The sequence below is a fragment of the Microcystis panniformis FACHB-1757 genome (assembly GCF_001264245.1).
Lineage (GTDB): Bacteria > Cyanobacteriota > Cyanobacteriia > Cyanobacteriales > Microcystaceae > Microcystis > Microcystis panniformis.
The window spans coordinates 1,148,314-1,170,653 of sequence record NZ_CP011339.1; the positions used below are offsets into that span (position 1 = coordinate 1,148,314).

Annotated in this window: 17 protein-coding genes and 2 pseudogenes; 8 read left to right on the top strand and 11 right to left on the bottom strand. The window is 42.6% G+C overall.

The features are described from left to right. Nucleotides 1–60: 60 nt before the first annotated feature. The 8 genes from VL20_RS05600 to VL20_RS05635 all read right to left on the bottom strand — a co-directional run bounded on the left by VL20_RS05600 (nucleotide 61) and on the right by VL20_RS05635 (nucleotide 7,973). Entirely contained in the window at nucleotides 61–1,284 is a 1,224-nt protein-coding gene (locus tag VL20_RS05600; RefSeq protein ID WP_052275867.1) for a BaiN/RdsA family NAD(P)/FAD-dependent oxidoreductase, read from the bottom strand. A 196-nt stretch (nucleotides 1,285–1,480) separates the two neighbouring features. Beyond that, entirely contained in the window at nucleotides 1,481–2,179 is a 699-nt protein-coding gene (urtE, locus tag VL20_RS05605; RefSeq protein WP_052275868.1) for an urea ABC transporter ATP-binding subunit UrtE, read from the bottom strand. A gap of 38 nt (nucleotides 2,180–2,217) precedes the next feature. Further along, nucleotides 2,218–2,964: an urea ABC transporter ATP-binding protein UrtD gene (urtD, locus tag VL20_RS05610; protein WP_052275869.1), complete on the bottom strand. Its 747-nt coding sequence runs from the start codon at nucleotides 2,962–2,964 to the stop codon at nucleotides 2,218–2,220. Between the two features lie 99 nt (nucleotides 2,965–3,063). Beyond that, entirely contained in the window at nucleotides 3,064–4,218 is a 1,155-nt protein-coding gene (gene urtC / locus VL20_RS05615) for an urea ABC transporter permease subunit UrtC (RefSeq protein ID WP_052275870.1), read from the bottom strand. Nucleotides 4,219–4,221: 3 nt separating this feature from the next. Beyond that, entirely contained in the window at nucleotides 4,222–5,382 is a 1,161-nt protein-coding gene (locus VL20_RS05620; RefSeq protein WP_052275871.1) for an ABC transporter permease subunit, read from the bottom strand. A gap of 94 nt (nucleotides 5,383–5,476) precedes the next feature. Next, nucleotides 5,477–6,793, bottom strand: coding sequence for an urea ABC transporter substrate-binding protein (urtA, locus tag VL20_RS05625; protein WP_052275872.1), 1,317 nt, complete (start codon nucleotides 6,791–6,793; stop codon nucleotides 5,477–5,479). Nucleotides 6,794–7,157: 364 nt separating this feature from the next. After that, nucleotides 7,158–7,433, bottom strand: a complete 276-nt coding sequence (locus tag VL20_RS05630; protein WP_002732425.1) for a TMEM165/GDT1 family protein — start codon at nucleotides 7,431–7,433, stop codon at nucleotides 7,158–7,160. A gap of 120 nt (nucleotides 7,434–7,553) precedes the next feature. Then, on the bottom strand, nucleotides 7,554–7,973 hold the full coding sequence (locus VL20_RS05635; protein ID WP_128575144.1) for a TMEM165/GDT1 family protein: 420 nt from the start codon (nucleotides 7,971–7,973) through the stop codon (nucleotides 7,554–7,556). A 379-nt stretch (nucleotides 7,974–8,352) separates the two neighbouring features. Here VL20_RS05635 and VL20_RS05640 point away from each other — a divergent pair, with 379 nt between their 5' ends. After that, nucleotides 8,353–8,973, top strand: coding sequence for a vWA domain-containing protein (locus tag VL20_RS05640; RefSeq protein ID WP_052275873.1), 621 nt, complete (start codon nucleotides 8,353–8,355; stop codon nucleotides 8,971–8,973). Nucleotides 8,974–9,019: 46 nt separating this feature from the next. Here the strand turns inward: VL20_RS05640 and glgA are convergent, their stop codons facing one another. After that, complete coding sequence (glgA, locus tag VL20_RS05645; protein ID WP_052275874.1) at nucleotides 9,020–10,447, bottom strand: glycogen synthase GlgA; 1,428 nt, start codon at nucleotides 10,445–10,447, stop codon at nucleotides 9,020–9,022. A gap of 999 nt (nucleotides 10,448–11,446) precedes the next feature. Here glgA and VL20_RS05650 point away from each other — a divergent pair. The 4 genes and pseudogenes from VL20_RS05650 (at nucleotide 11,447) to VL20_RS05665 (ending at nucleotide 17,753) form a co-directional block, all read left to right on the top strand. After that, nucleotides 11,447–13,630 carry a hypothetical protein gene (locus VL20_RS05650; RefSeq protein WP_052275875.1) on the top strand — a complete coding sequence of 728 codons (2,184 nt, stop codon included), beginning with the start codon at nucleotides 11,447–11,449 and terminating at the stop codon, nucleotides 13,628–13,630. Next, nucleotides 13,543–15,279 (top strand): annotated as a pseudogene (locus tag VL20_RS05655) (Calx-beta domain-containing protein); the annotation flags it as partial. The gene VL20_RS05650 and the pseudogene VL20_RS05655, both read left to right, overlap by 88 nt. Before the next feature lie 190 nt (nucleotides 15,280–15,469). Next, complete coding sequence (locus tag VL20_RS05660) at nucleotides 15,470–16,435, top strand: o-succinylbenzoate synthase (protein WP_052275876.1); 966 nt, start codon at nucleotides 15,470–15,472, stop codon at nucleotides 16,433–16,435. Then, nucleotides 16,411–17,753: pseudogene (locus tag VL20_RS05665) on the top strand (2-succinylbenzoate--CoA ligase). The gene VL20_RS05660 and the pseudogene VL20_RS05665 overlap by 25 nt, the downstream one beginning before the upstream one ends. Nucleotides 17,754–17,762: 9 nt before the next feature. Here the strand turns inward: VL20_RS05665 and VL20_RS31590 are convergent. After that, nucleotides 17,763–17,903 carry a hypothetical protein gene (locus tag VL20_RS31590; protein WP_002739942.1) on the bottom strand — a complete coding sequence of 47 codons (141 nt, stop codon included), beginning with the start codon at nucleotides 17,901–17,903 and terminating at the stop codon, nucleotides 17,763–17,765. A gap of 94 nt (nucleotides 17,904–17,997) precedes the next feature. Here VL20_RS31590 and VL20_RS05670 point away from each other — a divergent pair, with 94 nt between their 5' ends. Beyond that, on the top strand, nucleotides 17,998–19,470 hold the full coding sequence (locus tag VL20_RS05670; RefSeq protein WP_052275878.1) for an NADH-quinone oxidoreductase subunit M: 1,473 nt from the start codon (nucleotides 17,998–18,000) through the stop codon (nucleotides 19,468–19,470). A gap of 62 nt (nucleotides 19,471–19,532) precedes the next feature. Here VL20_RS05670 and VL20_RS05675 read toward each other — a convergent pair whose 3' ends face one another. Next, complete coding sequence (locus tag VL20_RS05675) at nucleotides 19,533–20,696, bottom strand: cysteine desulfurase family protein (RefSeq protein WP_052275879.1); 1,164 nt, start codon at nucleotides 20,694–20,696, stop codon at nucleotides 19,533–19,535. A 245-nt stretch (nucleotides 20,697–20,941) separates the two neighbouring features. Between VL20_RS05675 and VL20_RS05680 the strand changes: the two genes are divergently transcribed. Continuing rightward, entirely contained in the window at nucleotides 20,942–21,760 is an 819-nt protein-coding gene (locus VL20_RS05680) for a hypothetical protein (protein WP_052275880.1), read from the top strand. 141 nt (nucleotides 21,761–21,901) lie between these two features. Further along, nucleotides 21,902–22,303, top strand: coding sequence for a phage integrase SAM-like domain-containing protein (locus VL20_RS05685; RefSeq protein ID WP_052275881.1), 402 nt, complete (start codon nucleotides 21,902–21,904; stop codon nucleotides 22,301–22,303). Nucleotides 22,304–22,340 lie beyond the last annotated feature (37 nt).

Below are 22,340 nucleotides of genomic sequence, written 5' to 3' on the forward strand. Positions count from 1 at the left end.
TGTTTACTGTTTACTGAAAAAAGGTTCCCCACTTCCCCACTTCCCCCTCTCCAGCACTCCCTAAACCCTTCTATTGCCCATAGCTTGTCCAGCAAGATAACCGGTGGTCCAAGCGCTTTGAAAATTAAATCCCCCCGTAACTGCATCGATATCTAATACCTCCCCGGCAAAATATAACCCCGGACAGATTTTACTTTCCATAGTTTTAAAATCCACTTCCTGAAGATTCACTCCCCCAGCGGTGACAAATTCCTCCTTAAACACCCCTTTTCCTTTGATTTGATATTCCCCTTGCTGTAATTCAATCATCAATCGATTGAGAGTATTTTTAGATAATTCGGCCCAGGGAGTTTCCGAGTTAACAGTCAAGTAACTTAATAAACTCTGCCAAATACGCTTAGGTAACTGCTCAAAGGGACAATAATTAAAAAGTTTTCTTTTGGGATATTCACTTTTAGTTTGTAAGATAATTTCTCGCAATTTTTCAGGATGATAATCCCCTAACCAATTAATGATTAAAGGCATTCGATAATGATGCTCGTGAAGTACCCGCGCCCCCCAAGCAGAAAGTTTTAAAATAGCTGGTCCACTAACTCCCCAATGGGTAATTAATAAAGGTCCAATTTGTTCTAATTTACTTCCCCCAAGACGAACTCGCACTTTATCCACAGTAACCCCTAACAAATCTTGCAGACGAGGATCGGCAATTTGAAAGGTAAATAAAGAAGGGACAGGAGAGACTAGAGAATGACCTAAATCTTGAGCGGTGAGATAACCAAAAGGACTACTTCCCGTAGCAATTAAAAGCTTATCTGCCCTAATTTGCTCATCTCTTTTTAATTCAATTAAAAAACTTTCTTCCTGTTTTTTTACCGATTTAACTGGGGAATTTAGCCTTAAATTAATCCCAGCAAAAGTCGCACTTTCCCGCAGACAATTAACAATAGTTTCAGAATTATCGGTGCTGGGAAACATTCGCCCATCCACTTCTGTTTTGAGTTTTACCCCCCGCAATTCAAACCATTTAATAGTATCTTGGGGTTGAAACCGACTAAAAGCTCCCCGTAGTGCTTTGCCACCGCGAGGATAATAATTAACCAATTGGGAAACGTCAAAACAATGATGGGTGACATTACAGCGTCCCCCTCCCGAAATCCGCACTTTCGCCAGAGGTTCTTTTGCCGCTTCTAGGATAGTAACGCCAGCTTTTGGGTTAGATTCTGCCGCTTTAATTGCGCCAAAAAATCCCGCTGCCCCGCCACCAATTACGACTATTTGAGTCATATAAGTAAGTGGTTATAATTAAATTGAAGATAGATTTTGTCTTTGATCCCCCCTGCCCCCCTTGATAAGGGGGTGTCGATCCCCCCTTAATCCCCCCTTGATAAGGGGGGTGCCGATCCCCCCTTAATCCCCCCTTGATAAGGGGAGTGTCTGATAATTTTTAACGCCTACATACTTATCAAGAAAAAAGTTAAGTTTAAACCGCCAAAAATCGCTGAATGACTTCTTGACTTAATTCGCTTGTGAAACCGGAAGCAACAATTCCCCCTTTCTGCATGGCGTAATATCGATCAGCTTGGCGGACAAAATGCAGGTGTTGTTCTACTAATAAAACGGCGATTCCTTTGCTGGCAACAATACGCCGCACAGCTGCTTCAATTTCGAGAATAATTGACGGTTGAATTCCCTCCGTGGGTTCATCTAAAATCAATACTTTTGGTTCCCCCACTAAGGCGCGAGCGATGGCTAATTGCTGTTGTTGTCCCCCGCTTAAATCCCCTCCCATCCGCGATAACATGGTTTTTAAATCGGGAAATAAATCAAAGATTTCTTCGGGAATTGTGGCATTTTTTCTTTTTGTGGGTAAAGCTTCCAAACCGAGAATTAAATTCTCTTTTACCGTTAAACGGGGAATAATATCCCTACCCTGCGGCACATAACCCAGTCCTAATCTGGCTCTTTGATCTGAGGTTTTATTAATCAGGTTTTGTTGCTCATAATTAATTGTTCCCGCTCGCGGTTTTAAGATACCCATCAAGGTTTTTAATAGGGTAGTTTTACCCACGCCATTACGTCCGATTAAACAGACCATTTCTCCCGCATTAATGTTAAGATCAACATCTCTTAAAATATGACTTTCTCCGTAGTAAACATTGAGATCAGATATGTGTAACATTGTCAACCCTTTTTAACTAATTTTAATCGTTTGATTCTTTATTCTTCCGAGGAACCTAGATAAACTTCAATAACTTTCGGATCATTTTGAATTTGCTCCATATTCCCCTCACAGAGAACGGTTCCTTGGTGTAAAACCGTGACTTTACGGGCAATTTGCCGGACAAATTCCATATCGTGTTCAATGACAATAATTGAATGACTTTCCGCTAGATTTAATAACAAATTACCCACGTTTTCCGTTTCCTCATCGGTTAATCCTGCTACGGGTTCATCTACTAGCAGTAAATCTGGTGACTGGGCCACTAATTGACCAATTTCTAAGCGTTGTTTTTCGCCGTGGGAAAGTAAAGAAGCGGATAAATCAGCTTTAGCAGTTAACCCGATAATTTCCAATAAACCAATAACTTTTCTGCTATCTTCTAGCGGAGGACGACCGAAAAGAGTTGAGAAAACATTTTTATTACGGTTGCTAACTAAATCGAGATTTTCTCGGACAGTTAGATTTAAATATACCCTAGGAGTTTGGAATTTGCGACCAATACCTAAACGAGCGATCGCAAATTCGGGAATTTTGCGGAGATCTCGACCTTTAAATAATACCCGTCCGATGGTGGGTTGCACTTTCCCCGTAATCACATCTAAAAAAGTGGTTTTTCCCGCACCATTGGGACCGATAATCACCCGCAATTCTCCCGTATCCATACTGAAATTAAGATTATTGAGAGCTTTAAAACCCCCAAAACTAACGGTAAGATTCTCGATTTCTAAGATTTTTCCAGTCATAATTTCTAAGAGGGAATAGGGAAGTATTTTCAGTGAACAGTAATCAGTGAACTGAAAACTCACATCTGATAACTGATAACTGATAACTGATAGCTAAGATCACTTATGCTCTAATTCTTCTTTTTCCAGTTGCACTTCCGGAGCTTCCTCAATACTAGGATAGGTAATTAAAGTTTTGCGGAAACCAAAATGAGTCAGCAAACGTTTAATTCCACCGAGAAGACCATCGGGAAGCACTGTCACCACAATTAGGAATAGGGCCCCTTGGAAAAATACCCAGACTTCCGGAAATTGTTCGCTTAAAAAAGTTTGGGCTAGGCGTACTAATAAAGTACCGACAACTGCCCCCACAAGAGTAGCACGTCCCCCCACAGCCACCCAAATCACCATTTCAATGGAAAAAGCCACATCCATAGAGTTAGGGGTGATAATTCCCGTTTGCACGGTATAAAGGGCGCCTGCAACACCAGCAATCGCCCCAGAAATGCCAAAAACTAACACCTTAAACCAAGTAGGATCATAACCGGAAAAACGGACACGCACCTCATCATCGCGAATGGCGACTAATAAGCGCCCAAATCTGCCCGTAGTTAACCAACGACAGAGGAGATAAATAGCCAGTAAACAGACAATTGTGAGTAAATAAAAGGCCACTTGAACGGCATCGGAACCCACCAGCAAACCGAAAATTGTTTGGGTATCGGTTTTTAAGCCATTAGTGCCGTTAATTAACTTTTGTTGACCGTTAAAAAAGTTAAAAAATACCAGTAAAGCCGCTTGGGTCAAAATCGAGAAATAAACCCCTTTAATGCGGTTGCGGAAGATTAAATAACCCAATAATCCCGCCACGATCGCTGGTACGATAATTAGGGCTAGAATTGTCAAAGGTAGGGAATAAAAAGGTTGCCAAATAAAAGGTAATTCTGTCACCCCGTAGAGAGTAAAAAATTCGGGCATTTGTCCGGGGGGTAACTGAAGATTTAGGTACATGGCCAAAGCGTAACCACCGAGGGCAAAAAATATGCCATGACCAAGACTTAATAAACCCGTATAACCCCAGATTAAATCTATCCCCAAAGCGACAATAGCGAAGGAAAGAAATCGCCCCAATAAACGCAAGCGGAAGGCCGACAAAGCTAAGGGCAGCAACACCGCAAAGATGACCACTAAACTAACAATAACAGCGATTTCCGTGATTAACTTTTTCTTTTCCCGTTGTCGGGATTCGTTTCTAGTGATGGTTTCGGTAATCATAATCTATAACTCAGCAGTACGTCCTTTAGGAGGAAAAATTCCCGCAGGTTTGAATTGCAAGAAAGCAATAATTAAAGCAAAAATCATCACTTTTGCCATGCTAGTGGTGGAGAAAAAGGTGAAGAAATCCGTTAGGGGTTTTAGTGCTTCTACGGAACCAAAAATCAGAGCAAAAGTTCCCGAACCAATTAAATAATTAGCCACACCGATGGCCATGGCCGCAATAATAGTTCCTAGTAGATTACCCACTCCTCCCACGACCACTACCATAAAGGTATCAACGATATAATTTTGTCCCACATTTGGACCGACGGAACCCAAGAAACTAATCGCACAACCAGCAACTCCAGCTAATCCCGAACCGAGGGCAAAAGTCAAAGCATCCACTTGATTGGTGGGAATGCCTAAACAGGCACTCATCTGGCGATTTTGGGTGACGGCACGAATGCGTAAACCCCAAGAAGATTTATTCAAAAACCAATAGGTTCCTAACAAACAAAGGGCAGTTAAAATGATAATAAATATACGGGTGTAGGGCATTTGAAAACCCAGTAAAGGTAAACCTCCCCGTAACCAAACAGGAGCGGTGACATCGACGTTTCTGGCACTAAACCAGGGTTTAGCAAGAACGGAATTAAAAGATAAAAGATAGCCTAATAATCCAGCGATAGCTAGGGATAAAGGGAGGGTGATACCGATAGCTAAACTGCGAATTCTCTCCCAATCTAGGCGACGACTTAACACCTTCATTGCCCCAAAAAATAAGAGACAGAAAACTATTAAACTAATTACTAATAAGCCGTTGACACTTCTGACAAATTGCTGCAGAATTAAGCTGACTCCCCAAGTGGCCAGCAGCGTTTCTAGGGGTCTGCCGTAGAGGAACCTAATCACCCCCCTTTCTAATAATAATCCCGCCAATCCCGACACTAAAAAAGCGATCGGTAGGGCGAATAAAACATAAGTATCAAAGAAGGGAGAACCGAAACCCTTAAAGACATTTTGCACCACAAAAGTACTGTAGGCCCCTAACATCATTAACTCACCGTGAGCGAGATTAATCACCCCCATCAGTCCAAAGACAATCGCTAGTCCTAAAGCTGCCAGCAATAGCACAGAACCGATGCTAATACCATTAAACAATCCTTCTAATAATGCTGACACTTTTCCTTATTCCCGTGCATTTTTAAGGTTTAAAAAGAGGGGTGAACAGCAATGCCCACCTCACTCTCGTTACTGTCTGGAAAAATTCCTAAAACTAGGATTTTTCCATTTTGAACTTACCGCCCTTGGCCGGATCCGTCCAGTCACAGGCAAAGCCCTTAGTTTCGGGGACAAATTGGTTCCAAGGTTGCGGATCCACCACCCCCGGAGTTGACCAAACGATGTCAAATAGACCATCATCTCTCACCTGACCAATGCGGACGGTTTTGGAGATATGATGATTGGGGAACATTTGCACCGGTCCTTCGGGAGCATCGAATTTTTGTCCGATGGCGGCGGCGCGAACTTTGTCCAGATCATCGGCGGTTCCCGCTTGTTCCACCGCTTGCTTCCAGAGATAGACCATAATATAGGCCGCTTCCATCGGATCATTGGTCACGCGATCCTCACCATATTTAGCTCGAAAAGCCGCAACAAATTTCTTGTTAGCGGGGGTATCTACGGTTTGGAAATAGTTCCAACAAGCGTATTGACCGAGGAGATATTCCTTACCAATCTGTTTAACTTCTTCCTCAGCAACACTCACCGACATGACCGGATATTTATCGGGAGTTAAACCGGCCGCTTGCAGTTGTTTAAAGAAAGCCACGTTACTGTCACCGTTGAGGGTGTTGAAAATAACGCCGCCATCGGGTAAAGCTTGCTTAATTTTGGTAATAATCGGGGTAACTTCCGTGTTACCTAGGGGTAGATAGTCTTCGCCTACGGTTTCGCCACCTTTCGCCTTTAACTGCTCTTTAATGATCGTGTTGGCAGTGCGGGGGAAAACGTAGTCGGAACCGACAAGGAAGAATTTTTTCCCTTTGTTTTCCAGCAACCAAGTCACTGCCGGCTCGATCTGTTGGTTGGGGGCAGCGCCAGTGTAGAAGATATTTCTAGAACACTCTTGACCCTCGTACTGGACGGGATACCAGAGCATATGGTTTCTGGATTCAAACACGGGCAAAACCGCCTGACGACTGGCGGAAGTCCAACAACCGAAGACGGTCAAAACTTTGTCCTGATCGATCAGTTTGGTGGCTTTTTCGGTAAAAGTTGGCCAATCGGAAGCGCCATCTTCCACCACTGCCTCGATCTGTTTACCAAGAACACCACCGGCGGCATTGATTTCCTCGATCGCCAGTTTTTCCGCATCAACTACGCTGGTTTCACTGATGGCCATGGTGCCACTGAGGGAGTGCAGAATACCCACCTTAATCGTCTCTCCAGAAGCCGGGGCGGGACTAGCAGCTGGGCTAGGACTAGCCGTGGGGGTTTGGTTTTGATTGCCACCGCAAGCTTTTAACAGAATACTGGTTCCCAAAGCGGCAGAACCGTACAGGAGAAATTTACGTCGTCCTAAATTTGACATGATGATCTTGAACTAACCTCGCTGACAATATTAGCTACTTCACACGGATGTTTTTGCTGAGGAGATTTTCGGGAATCTTTCTACGAATATCTGTGTGATATTACGGCTAGGTTAGCAGATTTTTTGTAATTTTCGCTACTTTTTAGATTTTTTTTGTAATTTTTGCTACTTTTTTCCCAAAAATTAATGATTTTTCTGGAATTTACCTAAGTTTTTTAGCTATCAGGAGTCGGGAGACAGGAGGCAGGAGATAGGGTGATAGGGTTTTGGGGTGATAGGGTGATGAGAAAGCTTTCCCACTTCCCCACCTCCCCACACCCCAAACCCTGCCCCCAGGAAAAGCTTTTTGCCGCAAACCCAATGATCAATCCGAATCTGGCCAAAGCAGCCGGACAGCAAGCAGCGCAAAACCAATGGCCGCTATCGCTTTTAAGATCTTAGCGGGGAATAACTGCGCCATACTGCCGCCCGCAAGGACTCCTAAGAAACTGGTGCAGATTAAGGCGGTAATTGAGCCAAAAAAGACAGCTTTAGGTGATTTGGAACTGCCACCGAGAGCGATCGCTACTAATTGACTTTTATCGCCGATTTCTGCCAAAAAAACCGTGATAAATGTCAGTCCGAATAATTGCCAATTCATAAATTCTAGGGAGGTGGGAAGCTTTTTTCAGTCAACAGTAAACAGTGAACTGCTCACTGATAACTGCTCACTGATAACTGATAACTGATAACTGATCACTGATCACTGATAACTGATTGCTTAGAGAATATCGCCGATCAGTAAACCAGTGATCAAAAGGAGAAGGATAGCGACACCGATATCTAAGGTTTTGGGGGAAAGACGACGAGCAATCCAATAACCGATCAGGACACCGAGGAGACTGGTAGCGATTAAAGCGCTGGCTGCCCCGGCAAAAACCACCCAGGGGGATTGGGATTCGGCGCTGATGAGAAGGGTGGCTAATTGGGTTTTATCGCCGATTTCAGCCAAAAATACGGTTAGGAAGGTGGAACTAAACACCGTCCAAAAACTCCAAGAAGGTGGATGCTCTTGGGTTTTATCGCCGATTTCAGCCAAAAATACGGTTAGGAAGGTGGAACTAAACACCGTCCAAAAACTCCAAGAAGGTGGATGCTCAGGCTTTTTCTCGGTTGAGGCGATCGATTTGCTATCACTCATCGGCTAATTTAACAATATCGGGTTATAATTAAATTTAAAATGGATTTTAGGTTTGATCCCCCTTAGTCCCCCCTTGATAAGGGGGGTGCCGATCCCCCCTGCCCCCCTTGATAAGGGGGGTGCCGGTCTCCCCTTAATAAAGGGGGCATCTGATAATTTTTAACGCTTACCTACTTAACAGTATCAGGTTAAGAAATAATTTTCATACTTTTTTCATTTTAGCCCGACTGGTTTTCTGGCGATAGTTTCTGCTGTTGATTACGCTGTCTCCTTCCCCCAATAGTTAAAAAACCCTAGTCGATCGAGGAAGAGTTTCCATCCTAGAGTTTAATAATCATTAGACTAGGACGAGCGCAAATCGCTTGGAGGTATAGCCCCTATGACCAGTGAAAGTGTTGTACAGGACAGAGATTATACTCTGATTATTGACAAAAGTGGCAGTATGTCCACTGCTGATAAACCCAGCGAGAAAACCCGTTGGCAAATTGCCCAAGAATCCACCCTCGCCTTGGCTAGAAAGTGCGAGGAAATTGATCCAGACGGCATCACTATCTATCTTTTCTCTGGACGTTTCCGACGCTATGATAATGTTACTTCCGATAAGGTGACACAAATTTATCAAGAAAATGAACCCATGGGGAGGACAGACCTAGCAGCTGTGCTGCAAGATGCCCTTGATAATTATTTTCAGCGCAAAACTGCCGGCAAAACTAAACCCAACGGAGAAACTATTCTGGTGATTACCGACGGAGAACCAGATGATCGCAAAGCGGTGATGCGTCAAATTATCGAAGCTTCTCGAAAACTCGATAGCGATCAAGAATTAGCCATTTCTCTGATTCAAGTAGGCCATGATCGACAAGCGACCGAATTTCTTAAAGCTTTAGACGATCAGCTAGAATCGGCGGGGGCCAAATTCGATATCGTTGACACAATTACTATCGATGATATGGAAGATATGACCCTAGCGGAAGTTCTTCTCAACGCCATTACCGATTAATTTCTAGCCAGTAGGGGTGATATCTCCACCCCTACTTAATCAGGATTTAACTGCTAGTCAGGGCGACCAATTTATCTTTTTCCTCATCGGATAATTGCTCCGATTGTCCCGTGATTTGTTTGTAGATTTTGAGATATTCCAAAGAGGATTTATACCAACTGAAATCTTGAGTCATTGCCCGTTGTTGTAGTTTTTGCCAATCCTGTTTATAACGGAAACTTTCCCAAGTCCGGATCATACAGGTAAACAGGTCTAAAGGTTCATAGCGATCGAAACTAAATCCCGTTCCTTTTTCCTGAATCGGGTCGTGGAAAGACACCGTATCGACTAAACCACCAGTGCGGCGTACCATGGGAATACAACCGTAACGCATGGCCATTAATTGGGAGATGCCGCAGGGTTCAAAACGGGAAGGCATTAACAAAGCATCGGCCCCCCCATAGATGCGACGGGAAAGGGCATCACTATAGAGAAGATGCAGGGACATTCGCCCCCGGAAACGGGAAGTCATCTCCCATAGTTGGGTTTCATAATAGCGATCGCCTGTACCCAAAATAATCAATTGTGCATCAGTATAGGTGAGAAAGCGATCTAAAATTTGCATCACTAGATCAATACCTTTTTGTTCCACCAAACGCGTCACCATCCCCATGACAAAGGCATTTCTGCTGACCTGTAGCCCCACTTCTTCTTGTAGGGCAATTTTATTGGCCAGACGTTTTTCGATGGTTTCTGGGGTAAAATTCTGCTTAAGATAAACATCTTTAGCCGGGTTATACACCTCCGTATCGATGCCATTGACAATCCCCACCAGATTGCCGGAAATATAGGACAATAATCCCTCTAAATTTTCGCCATAAATGGGGGTCTGTATTTGACGGGCATAGGTGGGAGAAACGGTGGTGATGCGATTAGCAAATTGAACCGCCGCGGCCATGGTATTATCGCCCTGCATATACCAAGGACACCAAGTCATTTTTTCTAATGCTTCGCGCCAAGGACCCTGGTAGGCGAGATTATGGATAGTAAAAACGGTGCTAATATCGGGGTCTTGGTGCATCCAGACGGGAATCATGCCCGTGTGCCAATCATGACAGTGAATAACTTGCGGTTTCCAGTAATTCCAAGCGAATTCCGCCGCACCATTGGCAAATAGGGTAAATCGCCAGGCCTCATCTTCGCCTCCGTAGATACTGCGTCCAGAGAAAGCTAGATGACCAAAGAGGTAGAGAGGAATATCCGTATCGGGTAAAACCGTCTCATAGACTAAAAAATCCTGAAACATGGCGAATCCTGACCAAATGGGTTCGGAAGGGATGTCCATTTTTTCCTGGAGAAAACCGTAGTAGGGTAGAAAAATCCGCACGTCATGACCTAGCTGACGCAAGACTTTCGGTAATGCCCCAATTACGTCTCCCATTCCCCCAACTTTGGCCATTGGGGCGGCCTCGGCACCCACAAATAGAATTCGCATACTCTTCCCGCTTCACTTCACGACGACAAGAAATTTTAACAGATAAAACCCCCCTAGCAGGATTTGCCAGCAGGTTATTATCGGATTAGCCTAGATTTTTCTTTCACCAACCAGAGAGCCAACGAGGGGAAAATTAGCTGTTTTGGACATTATTAAGTTTTGTAGCCTTTTTTTGCCGGCTTTTTATTCGGAATAAGTGTTTAAGATTTTGGATGGACTCTACCAAAGAAGACAAAGTAAACTATAGCAATCCTAAATCATTTTCTAAAAACAACTGTATTGATGAATTTTAGGAAAATCAAATTTATGATCGATCATCAATACAAAATTCAAATAAAAATTTGACAATCTTAAAAGACTTGCATAAATACCGGCGTTGTCAAATTGAAAGATGCTCCGAATCAGCTAGGAACTGAAATTACTTTGATAGCAAGGATAGCATTGCATCTTGACAATTAGTGTTTAATGAACGAATAGTGCCGATGGTTGGGCTTAAGTGGGGAACAAGAGTCGCTCGATTTAGCAGTGGAATTAGCCCTACAATCGGCGTAGGGCTAATTCATGAATTAGCCCTACAATCGGCGTTGTCAAATTGAAAGATGCTCCGAATCAGCACCGGAGCATTGCATCTTTCCTCTTCTGATCTGACAACGCCCCCGTTTTCTTGTATTTAGAAAACGGGTTTCTGCGAGAAACTATTTAGAAAACGGGTTTCTTGTAAGTACCTAGGCAAAATTATTTACACATGACGATCATTGCCCCGTAAGGGTTTTAGCTCGATCGGGCAGGTAATTAATTTTGCATGACTACTTATTTAGAAAACGGGTTTCTGCGAGAAACTATTTAGAAAACGGGTTTCTTTGAGAAACCCGTTTTCTGCAAACGCCTATTTAGAAACCCGTTTTCTTGTAATAAATGTTAATTTTTGTTACAGGGGTCTTGAAAAATTCGCGCTTGTTGAGCTAAAACTATTAACAATAAACTTTTGCTGTTACTGTCATGACTACCCCTCTTTTGCCCCTCCTTCCTTCTGTGTATGATGTTCTGTTCAGTTTTGCTCAATCTGATGGTTTTTGGGCGAATTTAGAAACCGCTTTTGGGTCAAGTTATGATGTGGTTAAGGCGACGCAATTACGACAACAGTGGCACAGCCGAAATTTTGGTCAAATTCCCCCAATTGAGGTACTTAGTGATGAGGTTTTGGGGACGGCGAATGGTGCATATTCCAGCAGTACCAATAAGATTTATCTATCAGCATCTTTTTTAAATACGGCCTCGTCAGCAGCGATAGTTAATGTAATTTTAGAAGAAATTGGGCATTATGTGGATGCTCAAATTAATCCGGTGGATAGCGCGGGAGATGAGGGGGCAATTTTTGCGGAGTTGGTGCAGGGAAATAGTCTGGATGTTGCAACCTTAGACGCTTTACGAGGAGAGAATGACCAGACAACAATTATAGTAAATGGGGAAATTATTCAAGTAGAACAGGCAGATTTTACAGGAACGCCAGGGAATGATAATATTACGGGTACATCTGGAGATGATGTAATTCAGGGGTTAGGGGGAAATGATCGGCTTTCTGGATTAGGGGGGAATGATAGCTTAGATGGTGGCTCTGGAGATGACCTGATTTATACCGATGTAGGTAATGACACCATTAATGGTGGTACAGGTTTTGACTTTTATCGTGCAGATTACAGAGGTCGTCCCACAGGGTTGATTGTCACCTACGACCCAACTACGGGTAACGGGACTATTACTGTTGGTAGTGAAGTTGATACCCTGATTTCTATCGAGAGTTTCAACTACGATTCTTTTTGGGGAACAGAGTTTGCTGACAATATTGTTGGGACTTCAGATGGAGAGTGGGGGGGGTTATATGGCGGGGACGGGAATGATACGATTTCAGGAGGTGCGGGTAATGACAATTTGTATGGTGAAGAAGGTAATGATGTCCTCAATGGTGATCTTGGAAATGATAAGCTTTTTGGGGGTAATGGCAATGATAGTCTTAATGGTGGCTCTGGAGATGACCTGATTTATACCGATGTAGGTAATGACACCATTAATGGTGGTACAGGTTTTGACTTTTATCGTGCAGATTACAGAGGTCGTCCCACAGGGTTGATTGTCACCTACGACCCAACTACGGGTAACGGGACTATTACTGTTGGTAGTGAAGTTGATACCCTGATTTCTATCGAGAGTTTCAACTACGATTCTTTTTGGGGAACAGAGTTTGCTGACAATATTGTTGGGACTTCAGATGGAGAGTGGGGGGGGTTATATGGCGGGGACGGGAATGATACGATTTCAGGAGGTGCGGGTAATGACAATTTGTATGGTGAAGAAGGTAATGATGTCCTCAATGGTGATCTTGGAAATGATAAGCTTTTTGGGGGTAATGGCAATGATAGTCTTAATGGTGGCTCTGGAGATGACCTGATTTATACCGATGTAGGTAATGACACCATTAATGGTGGTACAGGTTTTGACTTTTATCGTGCAGATTACAGAGGTCGTCCCACAGGGTTGATTGTCACCTACGACCCAACTACGGGTAACGGGACTATCACTGTTGGTAGTGAAGTTGATACCCTGATTTCTATCGAGAGTTTCAACTACGATTCTTTTTGGGGAACGGACTTTGCTGACAATATCGTTGGGACTTCAGATGGAGAGTGGGGGGGGTTATATGGCGGGGACGGGAATGATACGATTTCAGGAGGTGCGGGTAATGACAATTTGTATGGTGAAGAAGGTAATGATGTCCTCAATGGTGATCTTGGAAATGATAAGCTTTTTGGGGGTAATGGCAATGATAGTCTTAATGGTGGCTCTGGAGATGACCTGATTTATACCGATGTAGGTAATGACACCATTAATGGTGGTACAGGTTTTGACTTTTATCGTGCAGATTACAGAGGTCGTCCCACAGGGTTGATTGTCACCTACGACCCAACTACGGGTAACGGGACTATTACTGTTGGTAGTGAAGTTGATACCCTGATTTCTATCGAGAGTTTCAACTACGATTCTTTTTGGGGAACAGAGTTTGCTGACAATATTGTTGGGACTTCAGATGGAGAGTGGGGGGGTTATATGGCGGGGACGGGAATGATACGATTTCAGGAGGTGCGGGTAATGACAATTTGTATGGTGAAGAAGGAAATGATGTTGTGAATGGAGATACAGGCAATGATGAACTCTATGGTCAGAATAACAATGACACCCTACAAGGAACCAATAACGGTATAGGAGAACAAGATTATCTAGTAGGAGGAACAGGAAACGATCGCTTTATCCTTGCAGATACGACAAAGACCTTTTATGATGACGGTAATAGCACCCTTCCGGGTGATAACGACTACGCAACAATTGCCGACTTTAACACCACTGATGATATTATTCAACTACGAGGTTCAAGTAGTAACTATCTGTTATCGGTTGATGGTTCTAATACTAAACTCTACATCAACAAACCAGGCAGCGAACCAGATGAACTGATTGCTTATATCATTGAGCAAACAGCATTAAGTCTAACTGCTAGTTATTTTAGCTATGTTTCTAGTCCTACTCTTCCCAGTATTACTCTTGCAGTTTCTCCCAGTAGTGTTACCGAAGACGGGACAACAAATCTGGTTTATACCTTCACTCGTAGCGGAGTAACAACTAATCCTTTAACGGTTAATTACACCCTCGGAGGGACAGCGACTTTAAATACCGACTACACTCGTACAGGGACTAACAATACAGTCACCTTTGCTGCTGGTTCATCCACTGCGACGGTAACAGTTAACCCCACTGCTGATACTACAGTAGAAAGTAACGAAACTGTTATTTTAACCCTTGCTGCGGGGACAGGTTATACCGTAGGTACTCCTAACGCAGCCACGGGAACAATTAATAATGATGACTTTTCGCAACTCTCCATTAATGACATCACCGTAGTGGAAGGTAAAGATAATAATGCCATCCTCACCGTCACAGTTGATAACCCCAATCCACAACCAATTACCTTCAACTATACCACCGCACCCATTAACGCTACCGCTAATGTAGATTACACTAGCAAAACTGGAACTATCACCATTGCACCTAATACTGCCACCGCTACTATTAGCATTCCCATCCTCAATGATAACCTCAATGAACCTGATGAAGCCTTTACAGTAACCCTGTCAAATCCCGTTAATGCTACCATCAATCCCGAAGGAGGAATAGGAGAAGTTATCATTACTGATACTTGGCAAAGCACTCTCACTCGCACCCTACCCAACAATGTCGAAAACCTCAGACTAATTGGCACTAATAATATTAATGGTACAGGTAACGCTGGTAACAATAAAATCACCGGAAATAGTGGCAATAATCAAATCAATGGACGTGCGGGAATTGATACTTTAACCGGTGGTTTAGGTGCAGATATCTTCATCTTTCAATTTGGTCAATCTACCATATCAACAAGCGATCATATCACAGATTTTGCCATCAATAGTGATAAAATAGACTTATTAACTCAAACTGGAAACGCCATGAGTGCGCCTAGTAGTTTCAGTCGTGCTGCTAATAGCACCGTCACCACTTTACAGAATTTAATCAATCAAGTATTTACTGATGCTAATGGAGCGATTACAGGTAATCAAGGATTAGGGGTTAATAGTGCCGCCTTAGTGCAGGTAACAACCGGTGCAATAGCTGGAACTTACCTCGTTATTAATGATAGCACGGCTGGCTTCCAATCCAGCAATGATTTATTAATAAATATCACTGGATTTACTGGGACTTTACCAGCTTTAGGTAGCATTCCAGTGGGTAATTTCTTTATCTAAGTTTCTAAGCTCTCCTTCTAAGTCACCTAGAAAACGGGTTTCTTCAAGAAACTATTTAGAAACCCGTTTTCTGGACTTTAAAACAAAAAAACGTTTCGCTGACAAACTCTATAAAGAACGTAGGTTGGTTTGAAGCATGAAACCCAACGCCTGCTCATGTTAAGCTTTTCACTACTACTTATAGTTAATCATGTATTTCTGGCAATTTCGTGTTTATCAGCGTCCTTTGCTGCATCCCCTACAAACCCATCACGGACTCTGGCAAATTAGGGAAGGAATTATTATTCGCTTAGAAGCGGAAGATGGACGTATTGGATGGGGAGAAATTGCTCCTTTACCTGAATTTGGTTCGGAAACATTATCGGCAGCAATATTATTCTGTCAAAGTCTCGAAAATCCCCTATCAATAACTTCAATTTTTTCTATTTCTGAACAATTTCCCGCTTGTCAATTTGCCTTTGAATCAGCTTTAGAAGATTTAAGTATCGAGAATAAATCAAGAGAATTAGAACCGAAAAATTATAGTTATTTATTACCCACCGGTGCGGCAGTATTTCCCTGTCTGGATGATATTTTAGCCGCTAATCAAACTAATACTTATAAATGGAAAATTGCAGTTAATTCTCTCAAGCAAGAGTTAAACTTATTTGAAAAATTAATTGACCGATTACCCAGGGGAATTAAATTGCGTTTAGATGCCAATGGGGGATTAAGTATTGCTGAGAGTAAAATCTGGTTAAAAATTGCCGATGAATGTCAAATAATTGAATTTATTGAACAACCTTTACCCCCGTCTCAATTAGCGGAAATGTGGCAATTAAGTCAAGATTTTACCACAGGGATTGCTTTAGATGAATCGGTGGCCAATCTTCGACAAATAGAGGAATGTTATCAACGGGGATGGCGAGGAATTTTTGTGATTAAACCTGCTATTAATGGTTCAATACAAGGGTTAAGAAATCTCTGGGGAAAATATCCCTTAGATTTAGTATTTTCCTCTGTTTTAGAAACTAATATCGGCAGAAAAGCTGCTTTACGTCTAGCACAAGAATACCCCAGCAAGGAGCGAGCTTTAGGTTTTGGTGTGCAACAATGGTTTAATGATAGTGACCCCGATTGGTTAGAAAAACTGTGGACGACATCAGCAAACAATTAGCATATCTCAGTCAAAAAGATTGGTTATATGGATACAATAGCCAGAAATTTTATCAATTATATCAGTCCTATTCTCAGAAATTTATCGCCGCAGATAATCCTCGATTAACTATACTGCTTGCTGAAGGCAATCCCCTTAAATTCTTAGCTATATTCTTGGCTGCCGTCAGGTCAAAAAGTTGCCTATTTTTAGCTAATCCCGACTGGAAAACTAACGAATGGCAACAGGTTTTCTCTCTGATTCAACCCGATTATATTTTTGGTGAAAATATCAAGGTTTATCACCATAATTCTCCTCCTGTAAATCCTTTGACTAATTCTCTGATGATACCCACAGGGGGAACCTCGGGAAAAATTCGCTTTGCTATCCATAACTGGTTAACTTTAACTGCTTCTGTTAAAGGTTTCTCTGAATATTTTCAAGTCAAGCAGGTTAACTCTTTTTGCCTACTCCCTTTATATCATGTTAGTGGTTTAATGCAGTTTCTGAGAAGTTTTTTAACGGGGGGAGATTTTGCTGTTATTTCTTACCATAAAATCAAACAAAAGCGTGTAAATAATCTCAATCTTCAAGATTATTTTATCTCTTTAGTACCCACTCAATTACAATTCTTTCTAGAAAATGATCCTCGATGGTTAGCCAATTTTAAAACAGTTTTACTAGGAGGTTCCCCTGCATGGCCATCTTTACTAGAAAAAGCTAGAGAATATAATATTTCTCTGTCTCCCACCTATGGAATGACGGAAACTGCCTCACAAATTGTCACTCTTAAACCAGAAGATTTTCGACGAGGCAATAATAGTAATGGACAGGTATTACCCCATGCTCAGATAAAAATTAATCCCGATAACCAGAAAATTATTATTGAAGCGAAATCTTTATTTTTAGGCTATTATCCCCATCTTAATCAAGCAAGCTACTTCGAGACCGATGACTTAGGTGACTTCGATGAAAGTGGTTATTTATATATCATTGGCCGCGATAGTCAAAAAATAATTACTGGAGGAGAAAATGTTTATCCTTTTGAGGTAGAAACTGCCATTAGACACACTAATTTAGTTAAAGATGTGGTGGTTTTAGGGTTGCCAGATTCTCGATGGGGACAGGTAATTGTCGCTTTTTATGTCCCCGTTAATTCTCAGATATGCCAGACAAGTATTAAATCCCAGATTAAGGATAAATTAGTCAATTATAAACTGCCGAAACATTGGATAAAATTACCAGAGATACCAAAAAGTCGCCAGGGGAAGATTAATCGAACTACTTTAATTAAATTAGCCGAAACTTTTTTGACACCGAGTCAAACCCCAGACGATAATTATAGCAGTTATCTTAATGGTGAGTTATGAGGGGTTCCTAAATTGGCTTCATTTTCTCGGCCAAAAGCCAAGGAATTTACTCGGTATATGGCAGCAAAATCGCTGTTTTTTTCTCGACGAATTTCTGGTAATGGTAATCTCTGGCTCATTTTATTAATAAATGTTAAAAGTTGATAGCTATCTTGCTAAAGATTGACCGCTTAGGCAATAATATTAAGTTTATCATCCCCATTAAAGTAAAGAATGCTCAACGCTTTTATTTGGCTACCGATTATAGGGGCGATACTGATTGCCTACACGCCTCTAGAGGCGAAAAAAGTGCGAGGATTAGCTCTAACTCTTGCTGTCGTTCTCTTACTGCTTAATATTCTCCTTGGCTGGCAATTTGACCCTAGTAACCCGCAAATGCAGTTCACGGTTAACCTGCCTTGGATTAATTTCCTCGGTTTCAATTATGCCCTCGGTGTCGATGGCTTATCATTCTCATTACTTTTTCTTAACAGCATCTTGACAATAATTGCTCTTTATGCTAGTGGCACAGAGGTTAACCGACCGAAATTTTACTATTCTCTGCTCTTGTTACTCAATGCCGGAGTAGCGGGGGCCTTTCTAGCGCAGGATTTACTGCTATTTTTCCTATTTTACGAATTAGAAATCGTCCCCCTTTACTTTCTCATTGCCATTTGGGGGGGTCAAAGACGCGGCTACGCGGGCATGAAATTTTTATTATACACGGCAATTTCAGGCTTTTTAGTGCTAATTTCCTTCCTCGGCTTAGTTTGGCTAACCGGTGCTAATAATTTCGCCTATAATCCCCTTTTATCGAATAATTTAGACGTTAAAACCCAATTACTGCTCCTCATACCCCTTCTGATTGGATTAGCAATCAAAATCCCGATTTTTCCCTTTCATACTTGGCTACCGGATGCCCACGTGGAAGCATCTACCCCCGTTTCTGTGCTTTTAGCGGGAATATTACTCAAATTAGGAACCTATGGACTGCTGCGCTTTGGAGTCGGTTTATTCCTCGATGCTTGGGTGACTATCGCCCCTTGGTTAGCAACGATAGCAGCTATCAGCGCCCTCTACGGGGCCAGTTGCGCTATTGCCCAAAAGGATATGAAAAAAGTAGTCGCCTATTCTTCTATTTCCCACATGGCCTATATTTTACTAGCGGCGGCGGCCACCACCAGATTAAGCATCACTGCGGCGATTTTGCAGATGATTAGTCACGGTTTAATTTCCGCTTTGTTATTTTTGTTGGTGGGAGTAGTGTATAAAAAAACCGGCAGTCGGGATGTGAATTATTTACGCGGTTTATTAAATCCGGAAAGAGGTTTACCAATCACGGGAATGTTAATGATTTTAGCGGCTATGGCCAGCGCCGGCATACCCGGAATGGTGGGATTTATCGCCGAATTTTTAGTTTTTCGTGGCAGTTTCCCGATTTTTCCGATACAAACGCTCTTATGTTTGGTCGCTAGTGGTTTAACCGCAGTATATTTTCTCCTGATGATTAATCGGGTTTTCTTTGGTCGTTTAACCCCCGAATTATCGCGCATTCCCCGGAGTACCTGGCCCGAAAGATTTCCCGAAATTGCTTTGGCTTTATTTATTATTGTTTTGGGATTACAACCGAGTTGGATGATTCACTGGAGTGAAAACCAAGCATCAGTGTTATTAACTGGCACGGCAATTAGTCAAAAGCAATCATAGAAACCTTTTCCGGAATTTTTCAAACCTAGACCGAAACTAACTTGTGGATAGGTGCCGAAACTTCAAAAATTTTTGGCTTTGCGGAGGGAATTAACCGTTAAAACCACCTGTTCCCCCACCAGTTCAATTTCTTCTAAAGTGTTAAAACGACTCAACCCGAAGCGTAGGGAGGCGTAGGCGAGAGATTCGGGGCGACCCAAGGCAGTTAAAACGTGAGAGGGGGCGGTATGGCTAGAAGAACAGGCAGAACCGGAGGAAAGAGCCACTATTGGCTGTAATCCTAACAATAACGCCGCACCGTCCACCCCTTCAATACTAATATTCAAATTTCCGGCTAATCTTTGGCTAGGATGACCATTGAGATAAATTCTGTCTAATTGACTGATAATCTCCCATAAACGGGCTTTTAACTGATTTAAGTGGCTGTTATCTTCTTCTATCGCTTTGATGCCCAATTCTACTGCCTTGGCAAAACCGACAATTTGCGGTGTAAATATTGTACCCGATCGCAGTCCTTTTTCCTGACCTCCCCCTTGAATTTGAGCGGCGAGACGAACTCTGGGGTTTCGGCGCCGGACGTACAGCGCACCGATTCCCTTTGGTCCGTGGACTTTGTGGGCAGTTAAGGACATTAGATCTATATTCATTTCCTCCACATCTAGGGGAATTTTGCCGATTGCTTGGGCCGCGTCCGTATGAAAAAGTACCTGATACTGGCGACAAATCGCCCCAATTGCCGCTAAAGGTTGAATCACCCCAATCTCGTTGTTAGCAGCCATAATTGACAGCAAAATCGTGTCAGGACGCAAAGATTTTTCTAGTAGTTCCAAGTCAATTAGGCCATCAGCACCGACGGGTAAAATTGTCACCTCAAAACCCAATTTTTCCAGATAATGACAGGGATCTAAAACGGCCCGATGTTCTGTCATCACCGTAACTATATGCCTTCCCTTGGCGAAATAAGCTTCGGCAACCCCTTTGATAGCGAGGTTATTGGCCTCCGTTGCCCCACTGGTAAAAATAATTTCTTCGGGACTACTATTAATAGCAGCGGCGATTGTTTCTCTTGCCTGTTTAACCGCGGCCTCGGCTGTCCAACCATAGACATGATTAATACTACTGGCATTACCAAAGTGTTCGGTAAAATAGGGCAACATCGCCGCCAGAACTTGCGGCTCTAGGGGTGTCGTGGCGTGGCAATCTAGATAAATCGGCTTTTGAGACATATTTTTCCCCTGCGGGGGATTTGAGAAGGAGATATCCTCGGTTTTAAGAGAATCTCTGAAAGTGCATTGCTAGTCTATGTTAACAAAAAAGTATCGGATAGCAGTCAACAGCTGACGACTCAGACCAGAACTTTAAGATTTAATAATGAGAGCGCAATCGCTCCCTGAGAGCAGTTACAATTCCCCTATTCCAATGTTGTTCAGCAACCCAACAGGATTAATAACACATATTTTCTGGCTCAATCATGGCTAAAAAATCGAAGGCATTTAGTGAACTGCTCAGGCTGCAGAAAATGTCCCAAGGATCCGAAAAACCCTTGAAAAGCTTTGAGAAGAAATTAAGAGAAAAGTCCTTGCCTTTCAAGGAAATTGTCGTCTCTCCTTCTGGGGAAGTCACAATGTCGGAAGTTCTGGAGGATTTTATCGAGCCTTACCGCGAATCCAATGAAACGAAGGGATCTATGCGAACACTGCTGACCATAGGGATAATCGCTTGGAATCTGGCGTTGTCCCCCGAATCAAAGCGGCAAGAGATGATAGACCGAGTTTTTAATAAAGACCTTCTTAAAGGAGATAAAAGGCTCAAGGCGGATATTCAAGGGCTAATCGAGGAGCTAATCGCTAGGAAAACCCGTTATTTCTCGGAAAACAAGCGGATGATTGTGGATTTTGAGTTAAAAGAGCTAGGAAGCGAGTATCATCTCTCGGTTGCCTCCAGCTTGTCGCCCGAATTTTCCGAGTCAGAGTTTGCCTTCAAAGTCGGCGACTCGGTCATCGTCAAACAGGGTGTACTTGACCCAGATTTGGGGACTGACATCGGTGGTTGGCAAGGAAGAATTGTGATAATTGAGCGGCAGAGCAATCTCATCGGCATTGAATGGGATAGCATCACCCTGAAAAACATCCCCAGTTCGGTGATTGACCAGTGTGAACTGGAAAACCTAGACTGGGCCCAAATGTACCTCTCCTCAACGGATGTGGAATTAACCCAACCTCGAGATACAGAAGAAGATGTGGCCGCCATCATTGAGCAAATTCAGTCTAACATCGTTGAAGCTATTTAGCAGAAAAGAGAAAGGCGATTCAGGCGGTTGGCCGACGTTGACCATGAGGAGAAAATGGCGGCTTTAGACGCTTGGAAAAAAAACACTTGATTCATTACCCTATTGACCATCGAGCAGCGATTTAGAGGAGAGAAATTTGAGATGGATGATTCCCAGAAATATGAGGCTGACTGTCAAAAGATAAGAAAAGTCAATCATGAATTACTAAAGGATTTCGAGAGTTGGCTAGAATCATCAGGTTTGTCGGAAAAAACCATTAATAATCATATTTCAAATATAGATTTTTATATCAACGAATATTTACTCTATGAGGATGCAGTAGAAGCTAAAGACGGGGTAGATATGGTCGGTGACTTTTTGGGTTATTGGTTTATCAAAAAGGCCCTGTGGGCCAGTCAATCAAGTCTCAAGGCTAACGCAGGTAGTCTGAAAAAGTTCTACACTTTCTTACTGGAAAAAGGCCTAATAGATAAAAATGATTTGCGAGAACTTAAAGAAACCATCAAGGAAGAACTGAGTGAATGGCTGGAAACCCTAGAGTGATACGATGACCCATTGACTGAAGATATGTCGGATGTTT